The organism is Pseudomonas sp. 5P_5.1_Bac1, assembly GCF_025466015.1.
In the GTDB taxonomy this organism is placed as follows: domain Bacteria; phylum Pseudomonadota; class Gammaproteobacteria; order Pseudomonadales; family Pseudomonadaceae; genus Aquipseudomonas.
The window spans coordinates 273,104-292,955 of sequence record NZ_JANLNX010000110.1 but is presented as its reverse complement, the minus strand read 5'-3'; the positions used below and the strand labels follow the sequence as shown (position 1 = coordinate 292,955).

Annotated in this window: 19 protein-coding genes; 10 read left to right on the top strand and 9 right to left on the bottom strand. The window is 63.6% G+C overall.

The features are described 5' to 3' along the window. Positions 1-29: 29 nt before the first annotated feature. From NTD82_RS25855 to NTD82_RS25830, 6 genes are all read right to left on the bottom strand, one after another. On the bottom strand, positions 30-815 hold the full coding sequence (locus NTD82_RS25855) for an N-acetylmuramoyl-L-alanine amidase (RefSeq protein WP_262130785.1): 786 nt from the start codon (positions 813-815) through the stop codon (positions 30-32). Between the two features lie 64 nt (positions 816-879). Next, complete coding sequence (locus NTD82_RS25850) at positions 880-2,880, bottom strand: GGDEF domain-containing protein (protein WP_262130784.1); 2,001 nt, start codon at positions 2,878-2,880, stop codon at positions 880-882. A 23-nt stretch (positions 2,881-2,903) separates the two neighbouring features. After that, the gene (locus NTD82_RS25845; RefSeq protein WP_095159041.1) at positions 2,904-3,758 is read right to left on the bottom strand and encodes an endonuclease/exonuclease/phosphatase family protein; all 855 of its coding nucleotides are present in this window, start codon (positions 3,756-3,758) and stop codon (positions 2,904-2,906) included. Between the two features lie 12 nt (positions 3,759-3,770). Then, the gene (dsbA, locus tag NTD82_RS25840) at positions 3,771-4,403 is read right to left on the bottom strand and encodes a thiol:disulfide interchange protein DsbA (protein WP_095159042.1); all 633 of its coding nucleotides are present in this window, start codon (positions 4,401-4,403) and stop codon (positions 3,771-3,773) included. A 171-nt stretch (positions 4,404-4,574) separates the two neighbouring features. Then, complete coding sequence (locus NTD82_RS25835) at positions 4,575-5,192, bottom strand: c-type cytochrome (RefSeq protein WP_262130783.1); 618 nt, start codon at positions 5,190-5,192, stop codon at positions 4,575-4,577. A 46-nt stretch (positions 5,193-5,238) separates the two neighbouring features. Further along, positions 5,239-5,529 (bottom strand): c-type cytochrome, encoded by a 291-nt coding sequence (locus NTD82_RS25830; RefSeq protein WP_110969918.1) that lies wholly within the window; start codon positions 5,527-5,529, stop codon positions 5,239-5,241. 193 nt (positions 5,530-5,722) lie between these two features. Here NTD82_RS25830 and yihA point away from each other — a divergent pair, with 193 nt between their 5' ends. Next, a complete protein-coding gene (gene yihA, locus NTD82_RS25825; protein WP_095159045.1) occupies positions 5,723-6,355 on the top strand; it encodes a ribosome biogenesis GTP-binding protein YihA/YsxC in 633 nt (210 codons plus the stop codon). A gap of 302 nt (positions 6,356-6,657) precedes the next feature. Here yihA and polA read toward each other — a convergent pair whose 3' ends face one another. Beyond that, positions 6,658-9,471: a DNA polymerase I gene (polA, locus tag NTD82_RS25820; protein ID WP_262130782.1), complete on the bottom strand. Its 2,814-nt coding sequence runs from the start codon at positions 9,469-9,471 to the stop codon at positions 6,658-6,660. Positions 9,472-9,545: 74 nt separating this feature from the next. Between polA and NTD82_RS25815 the strand changes: the two genes are divergently transcribed. Next, complete coding sequence (locus NTD82_RS25815; RefSeq protein WP_262130781.1) at positions 9,546-9,833, top strand: DUF2782 domain-containing protein; 288 nt, start codon at positions 9,546-9,548, stop codon at positions 9,831-9,833. 63 nt (positions 9,834-9,896) lie between these two features. After that, entirely contained in the window at positions 9,897-10,847 is a 951-nt protein-coding gene (locus NTD82_RS25810; RefSeq protein ID WP_262130780.1) for a homoserine kinase, read from the top strand. A 54-nt stretch (positions 10,848-10,901) separates the two neighbouring features. Here NTD82_RS25810 and NTD82_RS25805 read toward each other — a convergent pair whose 3' ends face one another. Next, a complete protein-coding gene (locus NTD82_RS25805; protein WP_262130779.1) occupies positions 10,902-11,846 on the bottom strand; it encodes a zinc ABC transporter substrate-binding protein in 945 nt (314 codons plus the stop codon). Positions 11,847-11,903: 57 nt separating this feature from the next. On the opposite strand from NTD82_RS25805, the gene zur reads away from it, so the two are divergent. From zur to NTD82_RS25785, 4 genes are all read left to right on the top strand, one after another. After that, positions 11,904-12,386 (top strand): zinc uptake transcriptional repressor Zur, encoded by a 483-nt coding sequence (zur, locus tag NTD82_RS25800; protein WP_262130778.1) that lies wholly within the window; start codon positions 11,904-11,906, stop codon positions 12,384-12,386. Continuing rightward, a complete protein-coding gene (gene znuC, locus NTD82_RS25795; protein ID WP_175652522.1) occupies positions 12,386-13,165 on the top strand; it encodes a zinc ABC transporter ATP-binding protein ZnuC in 780 nt (259 codons plus the stop codon). Before zur ends, znuC begins: the two co-directional genes overlap by 1 nt. Further along, positions 13,158-13,940, top strand: coding sequence for a zinc ABC transporter permease subunit ZnuB (gene znuB, locus NTD82_RS25790; RefSeq protein ID WP_262130777.1), 783 nt, complete (start codon positions 13,158-13,160; stop codon positions 13,938-13,940). The genes znuC and znuB overlap by 8 nt, the downstream gene beginning before the upstream one ends. 135 nt (positions 13,941-14,075) lie before the next feature. Continuing rightward, positions 14,076-14,792 carry a PA5502 family lipoprotein gene (locus NTD82_RS25785; RefSeq protein WP_262130776.1) on the top strand — a complete coding sequence of 239 codons (717 nt, stop codon included), beginning with the start codon at positions 14,076-14,078 and terminating at the stop codon, positions 14,790-14,792. A 105-nt stretch (positions 14,793-14,897) separates the two neighbouring features. On the opposite strand, the gene katE is transcribed toward NTD82_RS25785, so the two are convergent. After that, entirely contained in the window at positions 14,898-17,036 is a 2,139-nt protein-coding gene (katE, locus tag NTD82_RS25780; protein WP_095159054.1) for a catalase HPII, read from the bottom strand. A gap of 226 nt (positions 17,037-17,262) precedes the next feature. On the opposite strand from katE, the gene NTD82_RS25775 reads away from it, so the two are divergent. From NTD82_RS25775 to NTD82_RS25765, 3 genes are read left to right on the top strand one after another with little or no spacing between them, the layout of a single operon-like run. Further along, positions 17,263-18,270, top strand: a complete 1,008-nt coding sequence (locus NTD82_RS25775) for a methionine ABC transporter ATP-binding protein (protein ID WP_262130775.1) — start codon at positions 17,263-17,265, stop codon at positions 18,268-18,270. Beyond that, positions 18,270-18,941, top strand: coding sequence for a methionine ABC transporter permease (locus tag NTD82_RS25770; protein ID WP_262130774.1), 672 nt, complete (start codon positions 18,270-18,272; stop codon positions 18,939-18,941). Before NTD82_RS25775 ends, NTD82_RS25770 begins: the two co-directional genes overlap by 1 nt. A gap of 57 nt (positions 18,942-18,998) precedes the next feature. Further along, positions 18,999-19,772 carry a MetQ/NlpA family ABC transporter substrate-binding protein gene (locus tag NTD82_RS25765; RefSeq protein WP_095159057.1) on the top strand — a complete coding sequence of 258 codons (774 nt, stop codon included), beginning with the start codon at positions 18,999-19,001 and terminating at the stop codon, positions 19,770-19,772. Positions 19,773-19,852: the final 80 nt, after the last annotated feature.

Genomic DNA, 19,852 nt, shown 5'->3' with positions numbered 1-19,852 from the left:
GCCCGTTGGGCGGCGGCCTTCAGGCCCCATCAGCGGGCGTTGTTGAGCACCTGCAGGATCGCCGCCGTCTGCGCGTCGGGCTGGCCGTCGAAACGCTGCGCACGGAAGCGCATCTGGAAGGCGGCAAGGACATGACGGGTGGCGACATCCAGCTCGCCGCTCTGCTCGATCGCATAACCGAAGCGGGCGAGTTGCTGCTGATACCAGGTCACGCTGGGCGGATTGACCGCGAAGCGCGCTTGCACCTGCGCCACCGCCCGCGCGTCGGGCCAGATGCCCAGACCGGCATCAGCCAGGCGTTTCCAGGGGAACAGCGGGCCGGGATCGAGCTTGCGCAGCGGGGCAATATCGCTGTGGCCAATGATGTGCCGCGGCTGGATGTTGTTGCGTTGGACGATGTCCTTGAGCAAGACGATCAGCGACTGGATCTGCGCCTCGCTGTACGGGTGCCAGACCCGCCCGGTTGGCGTGTCGGTAAAGCCGGGATTGACGATTTCGATGCCGATGGAGGTGGAGTTAAGCCAGGTGCGGCCTTCCCACTGGCTGTCACCGGCATGCCAGGCCCGGCGGCTTTCATCGACCAGTTGGTAGATGGTGGCGTCGCGATCATCGCCGATCAGGTAGTGGCTGCTGACTTCGCCATGGGTCAGCAGTGCCAGCGAGCGGTCGAGTGAGGCATTGGTGTAATGCAGCACGACGAACTGGATGCGGCTGTCCTGGTTGGCCGAGACATGGCTGCGATCGATGCGCAGTTGCGGGCCGCTGCTGCAACCTGCCAGCACGGCCAGCAGGAGGAGGGAGAAAAACGCTTTCATGAAAAAGGGGCGACGCCTGGGAAGTCTGTAATGCAATAGCATAACGTACCTCACTGAAGGCCGCTCACCCCTGTTCGACGCGGTTGCGACCCTGGTGTTTGGCCCGGTAGAGCGCTTCGTCGGCCCGCTTGAGCACCGCGTCGCTGCGTTCACCGGAGCGGAATGCAGTGATGCCCACCGACAGGGTGATGGTGACCCGCTCGCCCTTGAAGTGGAACGGGCAGGCTTCCACCGCCGCACGCAAGCTCTCCGCCAACTGTAGACCACCGGCGATGCCCGTCTGCGGAACCAGCAGGACGAACTCCTCGCCGCCGAAGCGGGCGATGAAGTCGCGAGTGCGCAGGCGCTTGCGCAGTTCGTTGGCGACGATCTTCAACACCTTGTCGCCCGCCAGGTGGCCGTAGTTGTCGTTGATGCGTTTGAAATGGTCGAGGTCGAGGATGGCCATCAGCAGGTGACCGCCTTTTTCCTGCCAGTCGGCGACTTCCAGGTCCAGCCGCTCGGACCACGCCGCACGGTTCGGCAAGCCGGTCAGCGGATCGATCAAGGCTTTCTGCCGCTGCTCTTCGAGGTGCTCGCGGTAGCCCTGGGCTTCCTGCTCCATGTGCGCGACACGCTCGGCCAGGCCCTTGAGGCGGGTGGACATTTCCTGCTCGCGCTTGTCGCGCTCGCTCTGGTGCTCGTCCATGGTGCCGAGCAGGCCTTCCAGGCGGTTTTCCAGAATGTGCTTGAGGCTGTCGACGTCTGCCGCACCCTGAACGCTGGTTTGCAGGCCGTCGACCTGTTCGCGCAACTGGCTGTTCAGGTCGCGTTCGGCGGTCTGGTTGTCGGCGTGCCCTTCGCTGGCTTCCTGCAGATGGCTCTGGAATGACTCCAGGCGCTCGTTGAGCTGTTGCAGGTACGCCTCGAATTCGTGCTGGCCACTGTCGGTGATGGCCAGCATCAAGACGGCCAGGTCGTCCAGCACCGGCAGCAGTTCGTACCAGTTCAGCCCGTGTTCGAGACGATCACGCACGGACTGCGCCTGCGGCTGGTGGCGTTCGGGCAGCGTCAGGTCGTCGAGCAGGCCAAGCAGGGTTTCTTCGATGTGCGTGGCGACCGAACTGTAGGTCGGCTCGGTGCCATCGGGGAGCGAATACAAAAGCTCTTCCGGGGTCAGCTCCTGAGCGGGCTCTTCGGTCGTTTCCGGGGTTTCGTCCGTGGGACGTTCCGCTTCCGGGCTTTCGACGGGCTCTGCAGGTGCTTGCGGCTGATCCTCGGCCGGGGCTTCGGCGGCCGCAGTGACCTCGACAGGCTCGACTACGGCGACAGGCTCGGCGGGCGTCTCGATCTCGGCAGTTGGCGGCGGCGCTTCGACAGGCGCAGGTTGCGGCGCGGGTGTCGGGGCGCGGTGCTCCGTCACCTCAGCGGCAACCGGAAGCGGCCGCAGCTCATCAACATCCGCCAACGGCGCGTCTTCGACCTTCCGCGCCGGCGGTGGCGCAGCTTCGACAGGGCGCTCATCGGCGACGGCCGGGGCGACATCCGCTTCGGCCTCGGCATCGCGGCCACCGAACAGGCGCTGCAACAAGCCCGGCTGCTTGTGCTCCTCGGGATTGTTCAGCAATTCCAGCGCCTGGCCTTGCAGCTTGCTCAGTTCGCCGAGGAGCAACGGCACCTCGCGCGACTGGCTGGCGCGGGCTTCCACCTGCTTGGCGAACTTCTTCAGCGGACGGCGCACTTCGCTGGGCAGCGACAGCGACTGCAACTGGTTGACCAGCGCGGTGAGCGCAGTGCTGACCTGGGAAACCCGGGTGGCACGGCGCTGCTCGGAGTCGAGCACAGCTTTTTCCAGGCGCGGGATCAAGCCGGCGAGGGCGGCGTCCATGTTGTCGGTGCGGATGACGTCGCGCATTTCCTTCATGCACTCGTCCACCACGCGGTCGCTGCCTTCAGCGGCGAGGGTGCTGCGCACGAGGCCACGGCGCAGCAAGTCGAGGCGGGCATCCCAACGGCGCTCCAGCTTCTCCTGCTGCTCGATACTCTTGAGGTACTTCTCTTTCCAGCGCTGGGCTTCGTCGGTCATGCCTGGGTCCGCAAAGGAGGGGACTAACGCAAAACCGGAAGCGTATCCACAGTCAGTGCATCAGGCAAACGAATCTCAACGGCCACCGGCAAATGATCGGAAATTGGCTGGGAAAGGACTTCGACCCGTTCCAGGGTCAGGGTCGGACTGAGCAGAATGTGGTCCAGACAGCGCTGCGGGCGCCAACTGGGGAAGGTCGCCTCGACCTGCGGGGCGATCAACCCAAGGTCACGCAGCGGCGAGTGTTGCAGCAGGTCAGTGGCGTGGGTGTTCATGTCGCCCATCAACACCTGATGGCGATAACCACTGATCAGTTCACGGATATAGGCCAGTTGCCGCGCCCGGGTCTTGGAACCGAGGGCCAGGTGCATCATCACCACGACCAACGCGTCCTCGCCTTCGCCAAAGCGCACCAGGATCGCGCCGCGCCCTGCCGGGCCGGGCAGCGGGTGATCTTCCAGCAACTGCGGCTTCAGCCGGCTGAGTACGCCATTGCTGTGCTGGGCGAAACGCCCTAGGTTGCGGTTGAGCTGCTGGTACCAGTAGGGAAAGGCACCAAGGTGGGCGAGGTGTTCGACCTGATTGACGTAGCCCGAGCGCAGGCTACCGCCATCGGCCTCCTGCAGTGCCACCAGATCGAAGTCGCTGAGCAGGTCGCCGATCTTCTGCAGGTTTCCGGCACGCCCGGTGTGCGGCAGCAGGTGTTGCCAGCCGCGGGTCAGGTAGTGCCGGTAGCGCTCGGTGCTGATACCGACCTGGATGTTGAAGCTGAGCAGGCGCAGACGACCGTCTTCCGGGAGACTGTTCTCCACCAGATGATTTTCGTTGACCCGTGGATCACACAGGCCGGCAATCCGCTCGCTTCTCCAACGTCTCATGGTGATCGCCGCTTACTTGGCGGCACGCTCCTTGGCGATCAGTTGATCGGCAACGTTCAGCACGCCTTCCGGGCCGCCAGCAGTGCCCAAGTCGAAGCGGTATTTGCCGTTGACCACCAGGCTCGGAACACCGGTGATTTCATACTTCTTCGCCAGTTCCTTGGCCTGGTTGATCTGGCCTTTGATCGCGAAGGAGTTGAAGGTCGCCAGGAACTTGTCCTTGTCCACGCCTTGGGTTGCCAGGAAGTCGGCCATTTCGTCCGGCTTGGTCAGGTGTTTCTTCTGGTTCTGGATGGCATCGAAGACGGCGGCATGAACCTTGTGTTCCACGCCCATGGCTTCAAGAGTCAGGAACATCTGGCCGTGAGCATCCCACGGACCGCCGAACATGGCGGGAATGCGCTTGAAGTTGACGTCGGCCGGAAGTTTTTCGGACCACGGATTGATGGTCGGCTCGAATGCGTAGCAGTGTGGGCAGCCATACCAGAACAGCTCAACGACCTCGATCTTGCCCGGCTGGGACACCGGCACCGGGTTGCTCAGCTCGATATATTGCTTGCCCGCCTCGATTGGCTCGGCAGCCTGTGCAGTCATACCGAAAGCGCTGGCAGCCACCAACGCGGCGCTGAGAATCAGTTTACGCATGCTTTACTCCTGAGCAGTCATGGGTCGCCCTGAAACGACCTATCTTCTGACAGGCCAAGGCGGGTGCGAGTTCGTAAGTGTAACGGCAGTAGAACGAAAAAAGGGCGGCCGAAGCCGCCCTTTTCATGTTCGTGACGCACCATTAACCCAGCGTTAAGGTGCGTCCCCGGATCAGTGCAGACCCTGGATGTAGCTGGACAGCGCTTCGATGTCCTTGTTGCTCAGCTTGGCGGCGATCGAGCGCATGGCCATGGCGTCGCCGTCGTTGGTGCGCTCGCCTTCGCGGAACGCGGTCAGTTGCTTGGCCACATAGCTGGCGTGCTGGCCGCCCAGGTGTGGGAAGCCGGCGGCTGCGATACCCGAGCCATTCGGCGAGTGGCAACCGGTGCAGGCCGGCAGGCCCTTGCTCAGGTCACCGCCGCGGAACAGTTCTTCGCCACGCTTGACCAGTTTCGGATCGGCGGCACCCACGCTGCCTTTCTGGCTGGAGAAGTACGCGGCGATGTCGGCCAGGTCCTGATCGGAGAAGGCGGTGAGCATGCCGGTCATTTCCAGCACCGTGCGCTTGCCCGCCTTGATGTCGTTGAGTTGCTTCAGCAGGTATTTGTCACCCTGGCCTGCGAGCTTCGGAAAGTTCGGTGCCAGGCTGTTGCCGTCCGGATTGTGACAAGCGCCACAAACAGCGGTTTTGCTCTGACCGGCAGCGGCATCGCCAACGATAGTGCCTGCGGCATTGGCGCCGCCTGTAACGCCCAAGGTCAACAGCAGACTCACGAGTAGTTTGTTCATCAGCTAATCCAACTACGGCTAAGGGTGAAAGAGTTATGTATCGGGCCTACTGGCTCATCCAGAGGATGATTGCCTGGTAGTCCTCGGCACTGCAGTCCATGCACAATCCACGCGGCGGCATAGCCTTGAAACCCTGGGTTACATGCCCGACCAACATCTCCATACCCTGCGCCAGTCTTGGCTCCCAAGCCGCACTGTCACCCGCTTTCGGTGCCTGTGGCAGCTGCCCGGCGTGACAAGCCGCACACGTGCGGTTGTACAACGCCTCGGGATCCTGTGTAGCCTGAGCGCTGAAAAACGGTATCAAGACACCGAATGCAAGCAGCCATTTCGTCATGCGAACGACCTTTCAGGGTTGGGGGTTGCACTGCGTTCTGTCGCGCAATCTGTAATTCTAGGCCCCCGTGCACATCGTCCTACGCTGGGATAATGCGCACACAAAATCTAGGGCATTATATACTCCCGTTACCGAAACGGAAACGACACCGCTTGCCGAGCCAGCCTCTGGCAACACCCAAACCGGACATCCCATGCAAGTCAAAAACCCCATCCTCGGACTTTGCCAAACGGCGAAATTCGCCATCAGCGCGGCAAAAGTCGATCAATGCCCGCCCGATGCAGGTTACGAAGTCGCCTTCGCCGGGCGTTCCAACGCCGGCAAATCCAGCGCCCTCAACACCCTGACCCACGCCAGCCTGGCCCGCACCTCGAAAACACCGGGGCGTACCCAGTTGTTGAACTTCTTCAGTCTGGACGACGATCGGCGTCTGGTCGACCTGCCGGGCTACGGATATGCAAAGGTTCCGATCCCGCTCAAGCAGCACTGGCAGCGCCACCTGGAAGCCTACCTGGGCAGCCGCGAGGCCCTGAAGGGCCTGATCCTGATGATGGATGTGCGTCACCCGATGACGGACTTCGACCGGATGATGCTCGACTGGTCGATCGCCAGCGGCATGCCGATGCACATCCTGCTGACCAAGGCCGACAAACTGACCTTTGGCGCAGCCAAGAACACCCTGCTCAAGGTGCAGTCGGAAATTCGCAAGGGTTGGGGCGAAAGCGTCACGATCCAGCTGTTTTCGGCGCCCAAACGCCAAGGCCTGGAAGAGGCCTACGCGGTGCTGGCACGCTGGATGGAATTGGCTGACAAGCCCGCAGAATAAGGCTTCGGTGGCTTTTGCCCGGCAAACGCCGGGCAAAAAAAACCCCGGACTTCGTATGGGGAGGGGGAAGTTCGGGGTTCAAGTTCCGAACCGCTAGGGCGGGGTCCGGATATCTGCCAACACTTAACACAACATAGGAGCATTGAAGGGCTTCACCAGCCATTCAGTACCTCTGAGTAGCGATTCACCGGTTTAGTTCCTGAGCCGTGAAAACTATTTGCGATAAGTAGGAAAATTCTTAAGACCAACCCCGCCAGCGAGACAAATGCCGCGACCTTATGCCGCAGCATTTCCCTGCATTTTCAATGCGCTTCGTCCCAATTCGCGCCAATTCCGACGTCAACCAGCAGCGGAACATCCAGTTGCGCAGCGCCGCTCATGTGCGGGCGAATTTCTTCACGAACCTGTTCCACCAGGTCTTCGCGCAACTCCAGTACCAGTTCGTCGTGTACCTGGAGGATCACCCGGGCATCCAGCCCCGAGTTTTGCAGCCAGTTGTCCACAGCAACCATGGCGCGCTTGATGATGTCGGCGGCCGTGCCCTGCATCGGCGCGTTGATCGCGGTGCGCTCGGCGCCGGCACGTTCCTGCGGGCGGCTTGAATTGATGGCCGGCAAGTACAACCGGCGGCCGAACAGGGTTTCCACGTAGCCCTGTTCCGCGGCCTGCTTGCGGGTGCTCTCCATGTATTCGCGAACGCCGGGGTAGCGGGCGAAATAGGCATCGATGTAGGCCTTGGCCTGCTTGGTTTCGACGCCGATGTCCTTGCCCAGCTTCTTCGCGCCCATGCCATAGATCAGACCGAAGTTGATCGCCTTAGCGCTGCGCCGTTGGTCGGAAGTCACCGCCTCCAGCGGCACGTTGAAGACTTCCGCGGCGGTGGCGGTGTGCACGTCCAGGCCGTTGCGGAAGGCGTTCATCAAGCCCTCGTCGCGGGACAGGTGCGCCATGATGCGCAATTCAATCTGCGAGTAGTCCGCCGCCAGCAGCTTGTAGCCCTTGGGCGCGACGAACGCCTGGCGAATACGCCGGCCTTCGGCGGTGCGCACCGGGATGTTCTGCAGGTTCGGATCGCTCGACGACAGCCGACCAGTGGCAGCCACCGCCTGCCCGTAGGAGGTATGGATGCGACCGGTGCGCGGGTTGATCTGCTCCGGCAGGCGGTCGGTATAGGTGCTCTTGAGCTTGCTCAGCGAGCGGTACTGCATCAGCACCTTCGGCAGCGGATAGCCTTCCTCGGCCAGTTCGTCCAGAACCTCTTCGGCGGTGGACGGCTGGCCCTTCGCGGTCTTTTTCAGCACCGGCAGGCCGAACTTGTCGTAGAGGATCGCGCCAAGCTGACGCGGCGAACCGAGGTTGAACTCCTCGCCAGCCAGTTCGATGGCTTCGCGTTCCAGCTCGGCCATCTTGTCGCCCAGCTCCTGGCTCTGGATTTTCAGCAGCTCTGCATCCACCAGCGCACCCTGGCGCTCGATCCGCGCCAGTACCGGCACCAGCGGCATCTCGATGTCGGTCAGCACGCTGGCCAGGCTCGGGATGGCCTGCAGTTGCGGGAACAGCGCCTGGTGCAGGCGCAAGGTCACGTCGGCGTCTTCGGCGGCGTAAGGCCCGGCCTTCTCCAGCGGGATCTGGTCGAAGGTCAGTTGCTTGGCGCCTTTGCCGGCGATGCCCTGGAAGGTGATGGTGGTGTGTTCCAGGTACTTCTTCGCCAGGCTGTCCATGTCGTGACGGATGGCCGTGGAATTGAGCACGTAGGATTCGAGCATGGTGTCGAACGCCACGCCGCGCACTTCGATGCCATTGGCCTGATCACCCTCGATGGCGCAGTTGGCGAGGATGTTCATGTCGAACTTGGCGTGCTGGCCGACCTTGAGCTTGGCCGGGTCTTCCAGCAACGGCTTGAGCGCACGCAACACCTGACTGCGGTCCAGTTGCACTGGCGCGTCGGGGTAGCTGTGGGTCAGGGGGATGTACGCCGCTTCATGCGCCTTCACCGCGAACGAGACGCCGACCAGTTGCGCCTGGTGGGCGTCGATCCCGGTGGTTTCCGTATCGAAGGCGAACAGCGGGGCATCCTTGAGTTTCTGCAGCCAGACGTCGAAACGCGCCTGGTCGAGGATGGTTTCGTACTCTGGAGCGGCCGGCGCTACGACCTCGGCAGCGACCGCCGCCTCGGGCGTGGCAGCCGCCGCCGTCAGGTTCAGCGCAGCCGCTGGCGCTGGTTGCGCTGCACGGCGGACTTCCCGGTCGAGGTCGTCGATCCAACCCTTGAACTCCAGCAGGGTGTACAGCTCCCGCAGTTTCTCGCGGTCTGGCTCGCGCAGGTGCAAGTCGTCCAGGCCCACGTCCAGCTCGACGTCGCACTTGATGGTCGCCAGTTGATAGGAGAGGAAGGCCATCTCCTTGTGCTCCAGCAGCTTGGCCGGCAGGGTCTTGGCCCCGCGGATCGGCAGGGCCGGAACCTGGTCGAGATTTTCATAGAGTTCTTTCAGGCCGCCGTTCACCCCGACCAGCAGGCCGACGGCGGTCTTCTCGCCGACGCCCTTGACCCCGGGAATGTTGTCGGCGGTATCGCCCATCAGCGCCAGCAGGTCGATGATCTGCTCCGGCGCGACACCGAATTTCCCTTTTACGCCTTCGATGTCGAGCACGGTTCCGGTCATGGTGTTGACCAGCGTAATGTGCTCGTCGACCAGTTGGGCCATGTCCTTGTCACCGGTGGAAACCACCACCGGACGGGACGCCGCCGCACTGCTGCGGGCCAGGGTGCCGATCACGTCGTCAGCCTCGACGCCTTCCACGCACAGCAGCGGGAAACCCAGGGCGCGGACCGCGGCGTGGAGGGGCTCGATCTGCACGCGCATGTCGTCGGGCATGCTTGGGCGATTGGCCTTGTAGTCGGCGAACAGTTCATCGCGGAAGGTCCCGCCCTTGGCGTCGAACACCACCGCGAACGGGCTTTCGGGGTATTGCTTGCGCAGGCTCCTGAGCATGTTCAACACCCCCTTGACCGCGCCGGACGGCATGCCTTTCGAGGTGGTCAGCGGCGGCAGCGCATGGAAGGCGCGGTAGAGGTAAGAAGAACCGTCCACCAGGACGAGGGGGGTTTGGCTCATGAGCGGAATCAACCTTTTCGACGGGCCCGGCGCTAGAATGTCCGGAACATTGACGACAAAGGGACAAGGTTATCATGGGTACATTAAATCGCCTGTTGTTGCTCGGCCTGCTCGCTGCCGCTCCTGTCGCGGCCATTGCAGCAGACGACGCGCCCTCCGCCGACCCGGACGTAACCATTCGCCAGGAAGGTGACAAAACCATTCAGGAGTACCGTCAGAACGGGTTCCTGTACGCAATCAAGGTCACACCGAAAGGGGGCAAGCCCTACTTTCTGGTGCGCGCGGACGGCACCGATGCCAACTTCATCCGCTCCGACCAACCCGACATGCTGATTCCGGCCTGGAAGATCTTCGAGTGGTAACGCGGACCTTTAACATCCACCCGGTACGTCGATACGACGTGCCCGTATGAGCAGTTTTTGACCATGTCTGTCTTCACCCCCCTGACCCGGCCCGAGCTGGAAACCTTTCTGGCCCCTTACGGACTGGGTCGCCTGCGGGACTTCCAGGGCATTGCCGCCGGCACCGAGAACAGCAACTTCTTCATCAGCCTCGAACAGGGTGAGTTCGTGCTGACGCTGGTCGAACGCGGGCCGATCCAGGACCTGTCGTTCTTCATCGAACTGCTCGACGTGCTGCACGAAGCCGACCTGCCGGTGCCCTACGCGCTGCGCACCACCGATGGCGACGCCCTGCGCGAACTGGCCGGCAAGCCGGCGCTGCTACAACCCCGCCTGGCCGGCAAGCACATCAAGGTCACCAACAACCAGCATTGCATCCAGGTCGCCGCGTTCGTCGCGCATGTTCACCTGGCAACCTGCGGCAAAGTGCTGGAGCGCAAGACCGACCGCGGCCTGGACTGGATGCTGGAAACCGGCAACGAACTGATGGGCCGGCTGACGCCAGAGCAGCAGGCGCTGCTGCAGGCCAGCCTGGACGAGATCGTCGCCCACCAGCCACAGATCATGGCGCTGCCACGGGCCAACCTGCACGCCGACCTGTTCCGCGACAACGCGCTGTTCGAAGGCACACACCTGACCGGCGTGATCGACTTCTACAACGCCTGTTCCGGGCCGATGCTCTACGACCTGGCGATCGCCCTGAACGACTGGTGCTGCGACGAAGCCGGCGAAATCGACCCGGCCCGCGCTCGCGCCTTCCTCGGTGCTTACGCGGCGTTGCGGCCGTTCACCGCGGCCGAAGCCCAGCTCTGGCCGGTGATGTTGCGGGTGGCGTGCGTGCGGTTCTGGCTGTCGCGGCTGATTGCCGCCGAGTCCTTTGCGGGGATGGATGTGTTGATCCATGACCCGGCGGAGTTCGAGGTGCGCCTGAAGGCGCGGCAGGAAGTGGGGCTGGCGTTGCCGTTTGCGCTTTGAGCCTCTAAAAGCATCGCTGCGGTTCGGGGCGCCGAACCGCAGCGATTGCAGCCGCTACAGACTTTCCAGACACCCCGCCAACCCATTCCCCAGGTTATCCAGCAACTGCTCATACCCCTGAGCAGTCACCGGCAGCGTGCCGCCCAGTGCATCCAGTTCCGCCAGTTTCACCGGCAACCCCGCCGTCAGGGTCTCGGCCAGACGCGGCCGCAGCGGCGGTTCGCTGAACACGCAGGTCTTGCCTGCTTCCTGAAGGCGCTTGCGCATCGCCGCGACATGCTGGGCGCCCGGCTGGACTTCCGCCGCCACGCTGAACACGCCCGCGTGCTTCAGGCCATACGCCGACTCGAAGTAATCGAACGCCTCATGGAAGACGAAGAACGGCTTGCCCGCCACGCCCGCAACACGGTCTTTCAAGCGCTGGTCCAGCGCGTCGAGGCGCTGTTCGAAGGCATTCAGGTTGCTCTGGTAACGCGCGGCGTTGGCCGGATCCGCAGCACTCAGGTCGGCACTCATGCGCCCGGCGATCACCCGCGCATTGACCGTCGAAAGCCACAAGTGCGCATCGAGGCTACCGGGGCGGTGGTCGTGATCGTGCTCATCGGCATCGTCGCCGTGTTCTTCGTGCTCGTCATGTGACTGGCTGTCCTCGCCAAAATGGCGCAGGTGCATGCGCGGCAGGCTCTGCACCGCGACGGTCGGCTTGCTGCGGCCATTCAGCACCCGCGGCAGGAAACCTTCCATGTCCGGGCCGATCCAGTACAGCAGGTCGACCTCGGCCACCCGCCGCACATCCGACGGACGCAGCGCGTAGTGATGCGGCGACGCCCCCGGCGGCAACAGCACTTCAGGCTTGCCGACACCGTCCTGGACCGCCGCGGCGATCAGTTGCAGGGGCTGGATGCTGGTCAATACACGGACCTCGGCGTGCACCGGGAGGACGACCAGGGTTGAGACAAAAGCGACAAAAAGGGCAAAAAATCGGGACACGATGACCACTCAATGAGGCAAAGACAGGTAACATAATAACGTCTCTCCTCAAAACCGTCGCCGCCCATGCCCAATACTCCGCTGGCCAACCGCCCACACGACCATTCCCATTGCGTCCACACCGCCCTGGCCGAAGCCGATGCGCTGTGCGCGCGCCAAGGGGTGCGCCTGACCGCCCTGCGCCGTCGCGTGCTGGAGCTGGTCTGGCAAAGCCACAAGCCGCTGGGCGCCTACGACATCCTCGGCGTGCTCAGCGAGCAGGACGGCCGCCGCGCCGCGCCACCGACCGTCTATCGGGCGCTGGATTTCCTGCTGGAAAACAGCCTGGTCCACCGCATCGCCTCGCTCAACGCCTTCATCGGCTGCAACCACCCCGAGCACGCCCACCAGGGTCAGTTCCTGATCTGCCGCGAATGCCACGTGGCGATCGAGCTGGAACAGGCCGTGATCAGCGATGCGATCATCGACAGCGCCAAGGATGTCGGCTTCAGCGTGGAAGCGCAGACCGTCGAAGTGGTCGGCCTCTGCGGCAACTGCCGGAGCGCCTGATGAGCAACGCCTTGATCCGCCTGCAGCAGGTGGGCGTCTCGTTTGCCGGGCAGACCATCCTCGACAGCATCGACCTGACCGTCGAGCCCGGCCAGATCGTCACCCTGATCGGCCCCAACGGCGCCGGCAAGACCACCCTCGTGCGCGCCGTGCTCGGCCTGCTCAAGCCTGGGACCGGCAGCGTCTGGCGCAAGCCGAAGCTGCGTATCGGCTATATGCCGCAGAAACTCCAGGTGGACGCCACGCTACCGCTCTCGGTGCTGCGCTTCCTGCGCCTGGTGCCGGGTGTGGACCGCGCCGCCGCGATGAGCGCGCTGGAAGAAGTGGGCGCCGAACAGGTCATCGACAGCCCGATCCAGACCATCTCCGGCGGTGAAATGCAGCGCGTGCTGCTGGCCCGGGCGTTGCTGCGCGAACCCGAGCTGCTGGTACTCGACGAACCAGTGCAAGGCGTCGATGTCGCCGGCCAGGCCGAGCTGTACAGCCTGATCACCCGCCTGCGCGACCGCCACGGCTGCGGCGTGCTGATGGTGTCCCACGACCTGCACCTGGTGATGAGCACCACCGACCAGGTGGTCTGCCTCAACCGCCACGTCTGCTGTTCCGGGCATCCGGAACAGGTCAGCGGCGATCCGGCCTTCGTCGAGCTGTTCGGCAAGAACGCGCCCAGCCTCGCGATCTATCACCACCATCACGATCACAGCCACGACCTGCATGGCTCGGTCGTCGCACCCGCCAAGGGCGGACATGTTCACGGAGACAACTGCAAGCATGGCTGATTTCCTGCTTTACGCCCTGCTCGCGGGCCTGGCCCTGGCGCTGGTCGCCGGCCCCCTGGGATCGTTCGTGGTCTGGCGGCGCATGGCCTATTTCGGCGACACCCTATCCCACGCCGCGCTGCTCGGCGTCGCCCTCGGTTTCATGCTCGACATCAGCCCGGCCCTGGCCGTCACCGTCGGCTGCCTGCTGCTGGCGCTGCTGCTGGTGACGCTGCAACAACGCCAGCCGCTGGCCTCGGACACGCTGCTGGGGATCCTCGCGCCCAGCACGCTGTCGCTGGGCCTGGTGGTGCTGAGTTTCATGCACGACGTGCGCATCGACCTGATGGCCTACCTGTTCGGCGACCTGCTGGCGATCAGCCCCAGCGACCTGGCCTGGATCCTCGGCGGCAGCGCCGCAGTGCTGCTGTTGATGGTCGTGTTGTGGCGGCCGCTGCTGGCGGTCACCGTGCACGAGGAACTGGCCCGGGTCGAAGGCCTGCCGGTCACCGGCCTGCGCCTGGCGCTGATGCTGCTGATCGCCGTGGTGATCGCCGTGGCGATGAAGATCGTTGGCGTGTTGCTGATCACGTCGCTGCTGATCATTCCCGCCGCCGCGGCCCAGCGCCACGCCCGCTCGCCCGAGCAGATGGCCCTGGGCGCCAGCCTGCTGGGCGTGCTCGCGGTGTGCGGCGGACTGGCCATGTCGTGGTTCAAAGACACCCCGGCCGGCCCGTCGATCGTGGTCTGTGCCGCGGTGCTATTCTTGCTGAGCCTGGCCATTCCCAAGCGTTGACCGGCGTCCGGACGCCACCTGCGCGACGGGCGTCCGGCAGCACGATTTACCCGCCAGCCTTCGAAGGAATGATGTTCGACGCCATGGACTGGGTGTAGACTTGCTCGTTTTTTGCGCAAATAGAGAGTCGTAGGAATGAAGCCGTTCGCGTCCCGTTATCTGCTCCTTGCCGCGTTTTCCCTGATCCTGACCGCTTGCGCCAGCAAGCCGGTCGAAAGCACCGTCGTGCCGGCCGCGCCGGATGCCTGGCAACAACTGCAACAAAGCATCGCCAGCAACGAACTGGCCACCGCCGAGGACCAGTTGGCAACCCTGCAAACCGAATCGCCCAACGACAGCCGCGTCGAGCAATACCAGCGGCAACTGGCCGAGGCCTACCTGCAACGCAGCCAGATCGTCCTGCAGAAAGGTGATGTGAATGCCGCCGCAACCGCTTTGGCGCGCGCTCGCGCACTGATGCCCAAGGCCCCGGCGCTGACTGGCGGCGTCAACGGCGCCATCGCCCAGGCGCGCAAGGCCGAGCTGGACAAGGCCGAAGCTGCGCTCAAGGCCGCCGAGGCCAAGCCCAAGGCCAAACTGATTGATCCCACCGCGTTGAGCACGGTGATCGCCCTGGATATCCGCGAGATCGGCAAACTGCGTCGCCAGCTCGATGACATTGCCACCGACGTGGTCAATTACCAGTGCGACGTGCTTTTCCAGGTGCCGCGTACGGCCGATTACCCGTGGCTTTCGGGTTTACTGGCCAAGCGGGTGAACAAGCGCGATCCGGATTTCGAGTTGCAGGTGCGCAATGAAATCCACCGCAATCAGCCGGCGCAGGTGGTTCTGACTCCTCGTCGCAGCGAGTGATTTAAAGATCCCTCTTCGAATCTGGGGCCCTTTCGCGAGCAAGCTCGCTCCTACAGTTGGATCTGTAGAAGCGAGCTTGCCGGGCGCCGAACCGTCGCGAAGGGCTTAGGCCGGAATTGCCTTGGCCGCCGCCTCCCGCTCCCACACCCGATGCTTGCCGATCGCGGCAATGAACGCCTTGACCGTCTTGCCATCGCTGCCCGCCAGCAAACCGCTGTCGGCCTTGAGGTTGAGGCTGTCGAACCAGCCTTTCGCGGCCGCATCGCCCGCGACGGGCTTGAGGTGCTTGTAGGCTTCGAGAATGAAGTGCACCGCCACGCCGTCGCCTTTCAGCGCATCCAACACCGACTTGCCACTGGCGATCCATACCGCGTCGAAAATCACGGACGGCATGCCCTCCATCGACGCGTCCACCGCCAGCGGTTTGCCCGCGGAGGTCTTGACCGGCGCCGAGGTCGGGCCCAGCACCTTGATTTGCAGGCTTTCCGCTTCCAGCGCCTTGACCAGTTTGTCGGTCTCGGCGGCGTCGACACCGTCGGCCACCAGCAGCGCCACCTTGCGGCCTTTGATGCCTTCGCCCGGATGATTCATCTGGCTCAGCGCCGGCGAGGCCTTGAGCGATGAGTCAGGCGTATCCACGGTTCCGGCGGTCGGGGCCGGCAGGCCGAGGTTAGCGGCGACCTTCGCCGCCAGGTCCAGGTCGATATTGGCGAGGATTTCATTCACCTCGCGCACGCGGATGTGCTCGCGCTCGACCTTGCCCAACTCAAAGCTGTAGGCCGCGACGATATGCGCCTGCTCGTTCGGGCTCATGCTGTGGAAAAACAGCCGGGCCTGGGAGAAGTGATCGCCGAACGACTCGCTGCGCTGACGGATCTTGTGCGCCTCGATGCGCTCCGGGTACGACTCGAAGCCGCCGTCACGCGGGCCTGGCGGGGTTTCCTTCGGCCAGCCGCCGTCGATGGAGTTGGGCTCGTAGGACGTACGCCCCTTGTCGATGGTGACGCGGTGCAGGGCGTCGCGCTGGCCATTGTGGTTCGGCGCCAGCGGGCGGTTGATCGGGATTTCGTGGAAGTTCGGCCCGCCCAGACGGCTGATCTGGGTGTCGGTGTAGGAGAACAGCCGGCCCTGCAGCAGCGGGTCGTTACTGAAATCGATGCCCGGCACGATATGCCCAGGACAGAACGCCACCTGTTCGGTCTCGGCGAAGAAGTTGTCCGGGTTGCGGTTGAGCACCAGCCGGCCCAGCGGGGTTACCGGCACCAGCTCCTCGGGGATGATCTTGGTCGGGTCGAGCAGGTCGAATTCGAACTTGTGTTCGTCGGCCTCCGGCACGATCTGCACGCCAAACTCCCATTCCGGGTAATTGCCGGTTTCGATCGCTTCCCAGAGGTCGCGGCGATGGTAATCGGTGTCTTTGCCGGCGAGTTTCTGCGCTTCGTCCCAAAGCAGCGACAGCACGCCCTGTTTCGGCTTCCAGTGGAATTTGACGAAACTGGCCACGCCCTCGGCGTTGACCAGGCGGAAGGTGTGCACGCCGAAGCCTTCCATGGTTCGCAAGCTTTTCGGAATGGCCCGGTCAGACATGGCCCAAATCACCATGTGCGCCGACTCCGGCACCAGCGAGACGAAGTCCCAGAAGGTGTCGTGGGCCGAGCCGCCCGTGGGGATCTCGTTGTGCGGTTCGGGCTTCACGGCGTGGACGAAGTCGGGAAACTTGATCGCGTCCTGGATGAAGAACACCGGCATGTTGTTGCCAACCAGGTCGAAATTGCCCTCATCGGTGTAGAACTTCACGGCAAAACCGCGCACATCGCGCACGGTGTCGCCCGAGCCGCGAGGGCCCTGGACGGTCGAGAAGCGGACGAACACCGGGGTGATCTTTTCAGGGTCTTGAAGAAAACCGGCCTTGGTCAGCGCGGCATGGTTCTCGTAGGACTGGAAAAAGCCATGGGCGCCGACACCGCGGGCATGGACGATGCGTTCCGGGATGCGTTCGTGGTCAAAATGCGTGATTTTCTCGCGCATGATGAAGTCTTCCAGCAGCGACGGCCCGCGGTCGCCTGCCTTGAGGCTGTTCTGGTTGTCGGCGACTTTCACGCCCTGGTTGGTGCGCAAGGCCTGGCCCGTGGCGTCGCTACGCACCGTCTCGAGGCTCTGCAGCTTGGCGTTGGTGTTGGCCCGGTCGGGGGTGTCGACACCGGCGAGCTGGCTTTCCCGCGGCGGGTTCTTCTTGCTGGGCATGATCTGCTTTCCTCATCAGTCGTCAGGCGCCCTTCGCGGGCTTGTTCTGTTAGTGACTGGGGCGGCAAGCCAGGCGTTCCATCGGATGTGGCGACCACTGATCGCGTTATTCCCGCGACGTTGGTCCAATACGAAATAAATGCTAAGAACCTCTATACGAACAGGCTAAAATGCGCGGCCGGCTAACCGCTGACCCCCTTTCCATGCGCCCCACAAGGTTCGCTACGTGATCGAGTTTCAACAAGTCCACAAGACCTACCGCGTCGCCGGTAGGGACATTCCCGCGCTGCACCCCACCAGCCTGAGCATCGACAACGGCCAGGTGTTCGGCCTGATCGGCCATTCCGGTGCCGGCAAAAGTACGCTGCTGCGCCTGATCAACCGTCTGGAAGCCCCGAGCGGCGGCAAGATCATCGTCGATGGCGAGGACGTGACCGCGTTCGACGCCAACGCCCTGCGCCGTTTCCGCCAGCAGGTCGGGATGATCTTCCAGCACTTCAACCTGCTCGCCTCCAAGACCGTGGCCGACAACGTCGCCCTGCCACTGACCCTGGCCGGCGAGCTGTCGCGCAAGGACATCGACGCTCGGGTCAGCGAGCTGCTGGCGCGGGTCGGGTTGTCCGAGCATGCGAAGAAATATCCGGCACAGTTGTCGGGCGGACAGAAGCAGCGCGTCGGCATTGCCCGCGCCCTGTCGACCCAGCCGAAGATCCTGCTGTGTGACGAAGCCACCAGCGCCCTCGACCCGCAGACCACCGCCTCGGTGCTGCAACTGCTGGCCGAGATCAACCGCGAGCTGAAACTGACCATCGTGCTGATCACCCATGAAATGGACGTGATCCGCCGTGTCTGCGACCAGGTTGCAGTGATGGACGCCGGCCGGATCGTCGAGCAAGGCTCGGTGACCGAGGTGTTCCTGCACCCGAAACACCCGACCACCAAGCGCTTCGTCCAGGAAGACGAGCAGGTCGACGAAGCCGAACAGCGCGACGACTTCGCCCACGTACCGGGCCGCATCGTGCGCCTGACCTTCCAGGGCGACGCCACCTACGCGCCGCTGCTGGGCACCGTGGCCCGCGAGACGGGCGTGGACTACAGCATCCTTGCCGGGCGCATCGACCGCATCAAGGACACTCCGTATGGGCAACTGACCCTGGCCGTCACCGGCGGCGACATGGAAGCGGCGTTCGCCCGCTTCACCGCGGCTGACGTTCACATGGAGGTACTGCGCTGATGGACGCCCTGAGTTTCTTCGCCAACGTCGACTGGTCCGAGATCTGGCTGGCCACCGGCGACACCATGATCATGCTGTTCGGCTCGCTGCTGTTCACCGTGCTGCTGGGCTTGCCACTGGGCGTGCTGCTGTTCCTCTGCGGGCCGCGGCAGATGTTCGAACAGAAGGGCGTGTATGCGCTGCTGTCGCTGATCGTCAACATCCTGCGCTCGCTGCCGTTCATCATCCTGCTGATCGTGATGATTCCGGTGACGGTGTTGATCACCGGCACCTCGCTGGGCGTGGCCGGGGCCATCCCGCCGCTGGTGGTCGGTGCCACGCCATTCTTCGCGCGCCTGGTGGAAACCGCGCTGCGCGAGGTTGACCGCGGCATCATCGAGGCGACCCAGTCGATGGGCGCCACCACCCGCCAGATCATCGTCAATGCCCTGCTGCCGGAAGCGCGGCCGGGTATCTTCGCCGCCATCACCGTGACCGCCATCACCCTGGTGTCCTACACCGCGATGGCGGGTGTGGTCGGTGCCGGCGGTCTGGGTGACCTGGCCATCCGCTTTGGCTACCAGCGTTTCCAGACCGACGTGATGATCGTCACCGTGGTCCTGCTGCTGATCCTGGTTCAAGTTCTGCAGAGCGTCGGCGACAAACTGGTTGTGCATTTTTCCCGTAAGTAATGGGTCGGCGCTGCCGACACGCCGGGGGTCGTGATGGCCCCCTCAAGGAGTGATGGAATGAAGAAACTGCTTGCTGCTGTCGCCGCCTTCGCGGCCATCTCCGCCAATGCCGCGGAAACCCTGAGCGTCGCGGCGACCGCCGTGCCGCACGCCGAGATCCTCGAATTCGTGAAGCCGACCCTGGCCAAAGAAGGCGTGGACCTGAAAGTGAAGGTGTTCACTGACTACATCCAGCCGAACGTGCAGGTGGCCGAAAAGCGCCTGGACGCCAACTTCTTCCAGCACCAGCCGTACCTGGATGAGTTCAACAAGGGCAAGGGTACCAACCTGGTGAGCATTGCCGGCGTGCACCTGGAGCCACTGGGTGCCTATTCGAGCAAGTTCAAGAAACTGGACGAAATCCCGTCGGGCGCCAACGTGGTCATCCCGAACGACGCCACCAACGGCGGCCGCGCGCTGCTGCTGCTGCAGAAGGCTGGCCTGATCAAGCTGAAAGACGCGGCCAACATCCTGTCCACGCCGAAAGACATCGCCGAAAACCCGAAAGACCTGAAGATCCGCGAACTGGAAGCCGCCACCCTGCCGCGCGTGCTGACCCAGGTCGACCTGGCGCTGATCAACACCAACTACGCGCTGGAAGCCAAGCTGAACCCGGAGAAAGACGCGCTGATCATCGAAGGCAGCGACTCGCCTTACGTGAACATCCTGGTTGCCCGCCCGGACAACAAAGACTCCGACGCGCTGAAGAAACTGGTCGGTGCGCTGCACTCGCCTGAGGTGAAGCAGTTCATCCTCGAGAAGTACAAGGGCGCGGTTATTCCGGCGTTCTGATCTATCTGCATCGCGAGCGAGCTCGCTCCTACAGGTTCTCTGTAGGCGCGAGCTTGTCAGGGCACCGAACCGTCGCGATG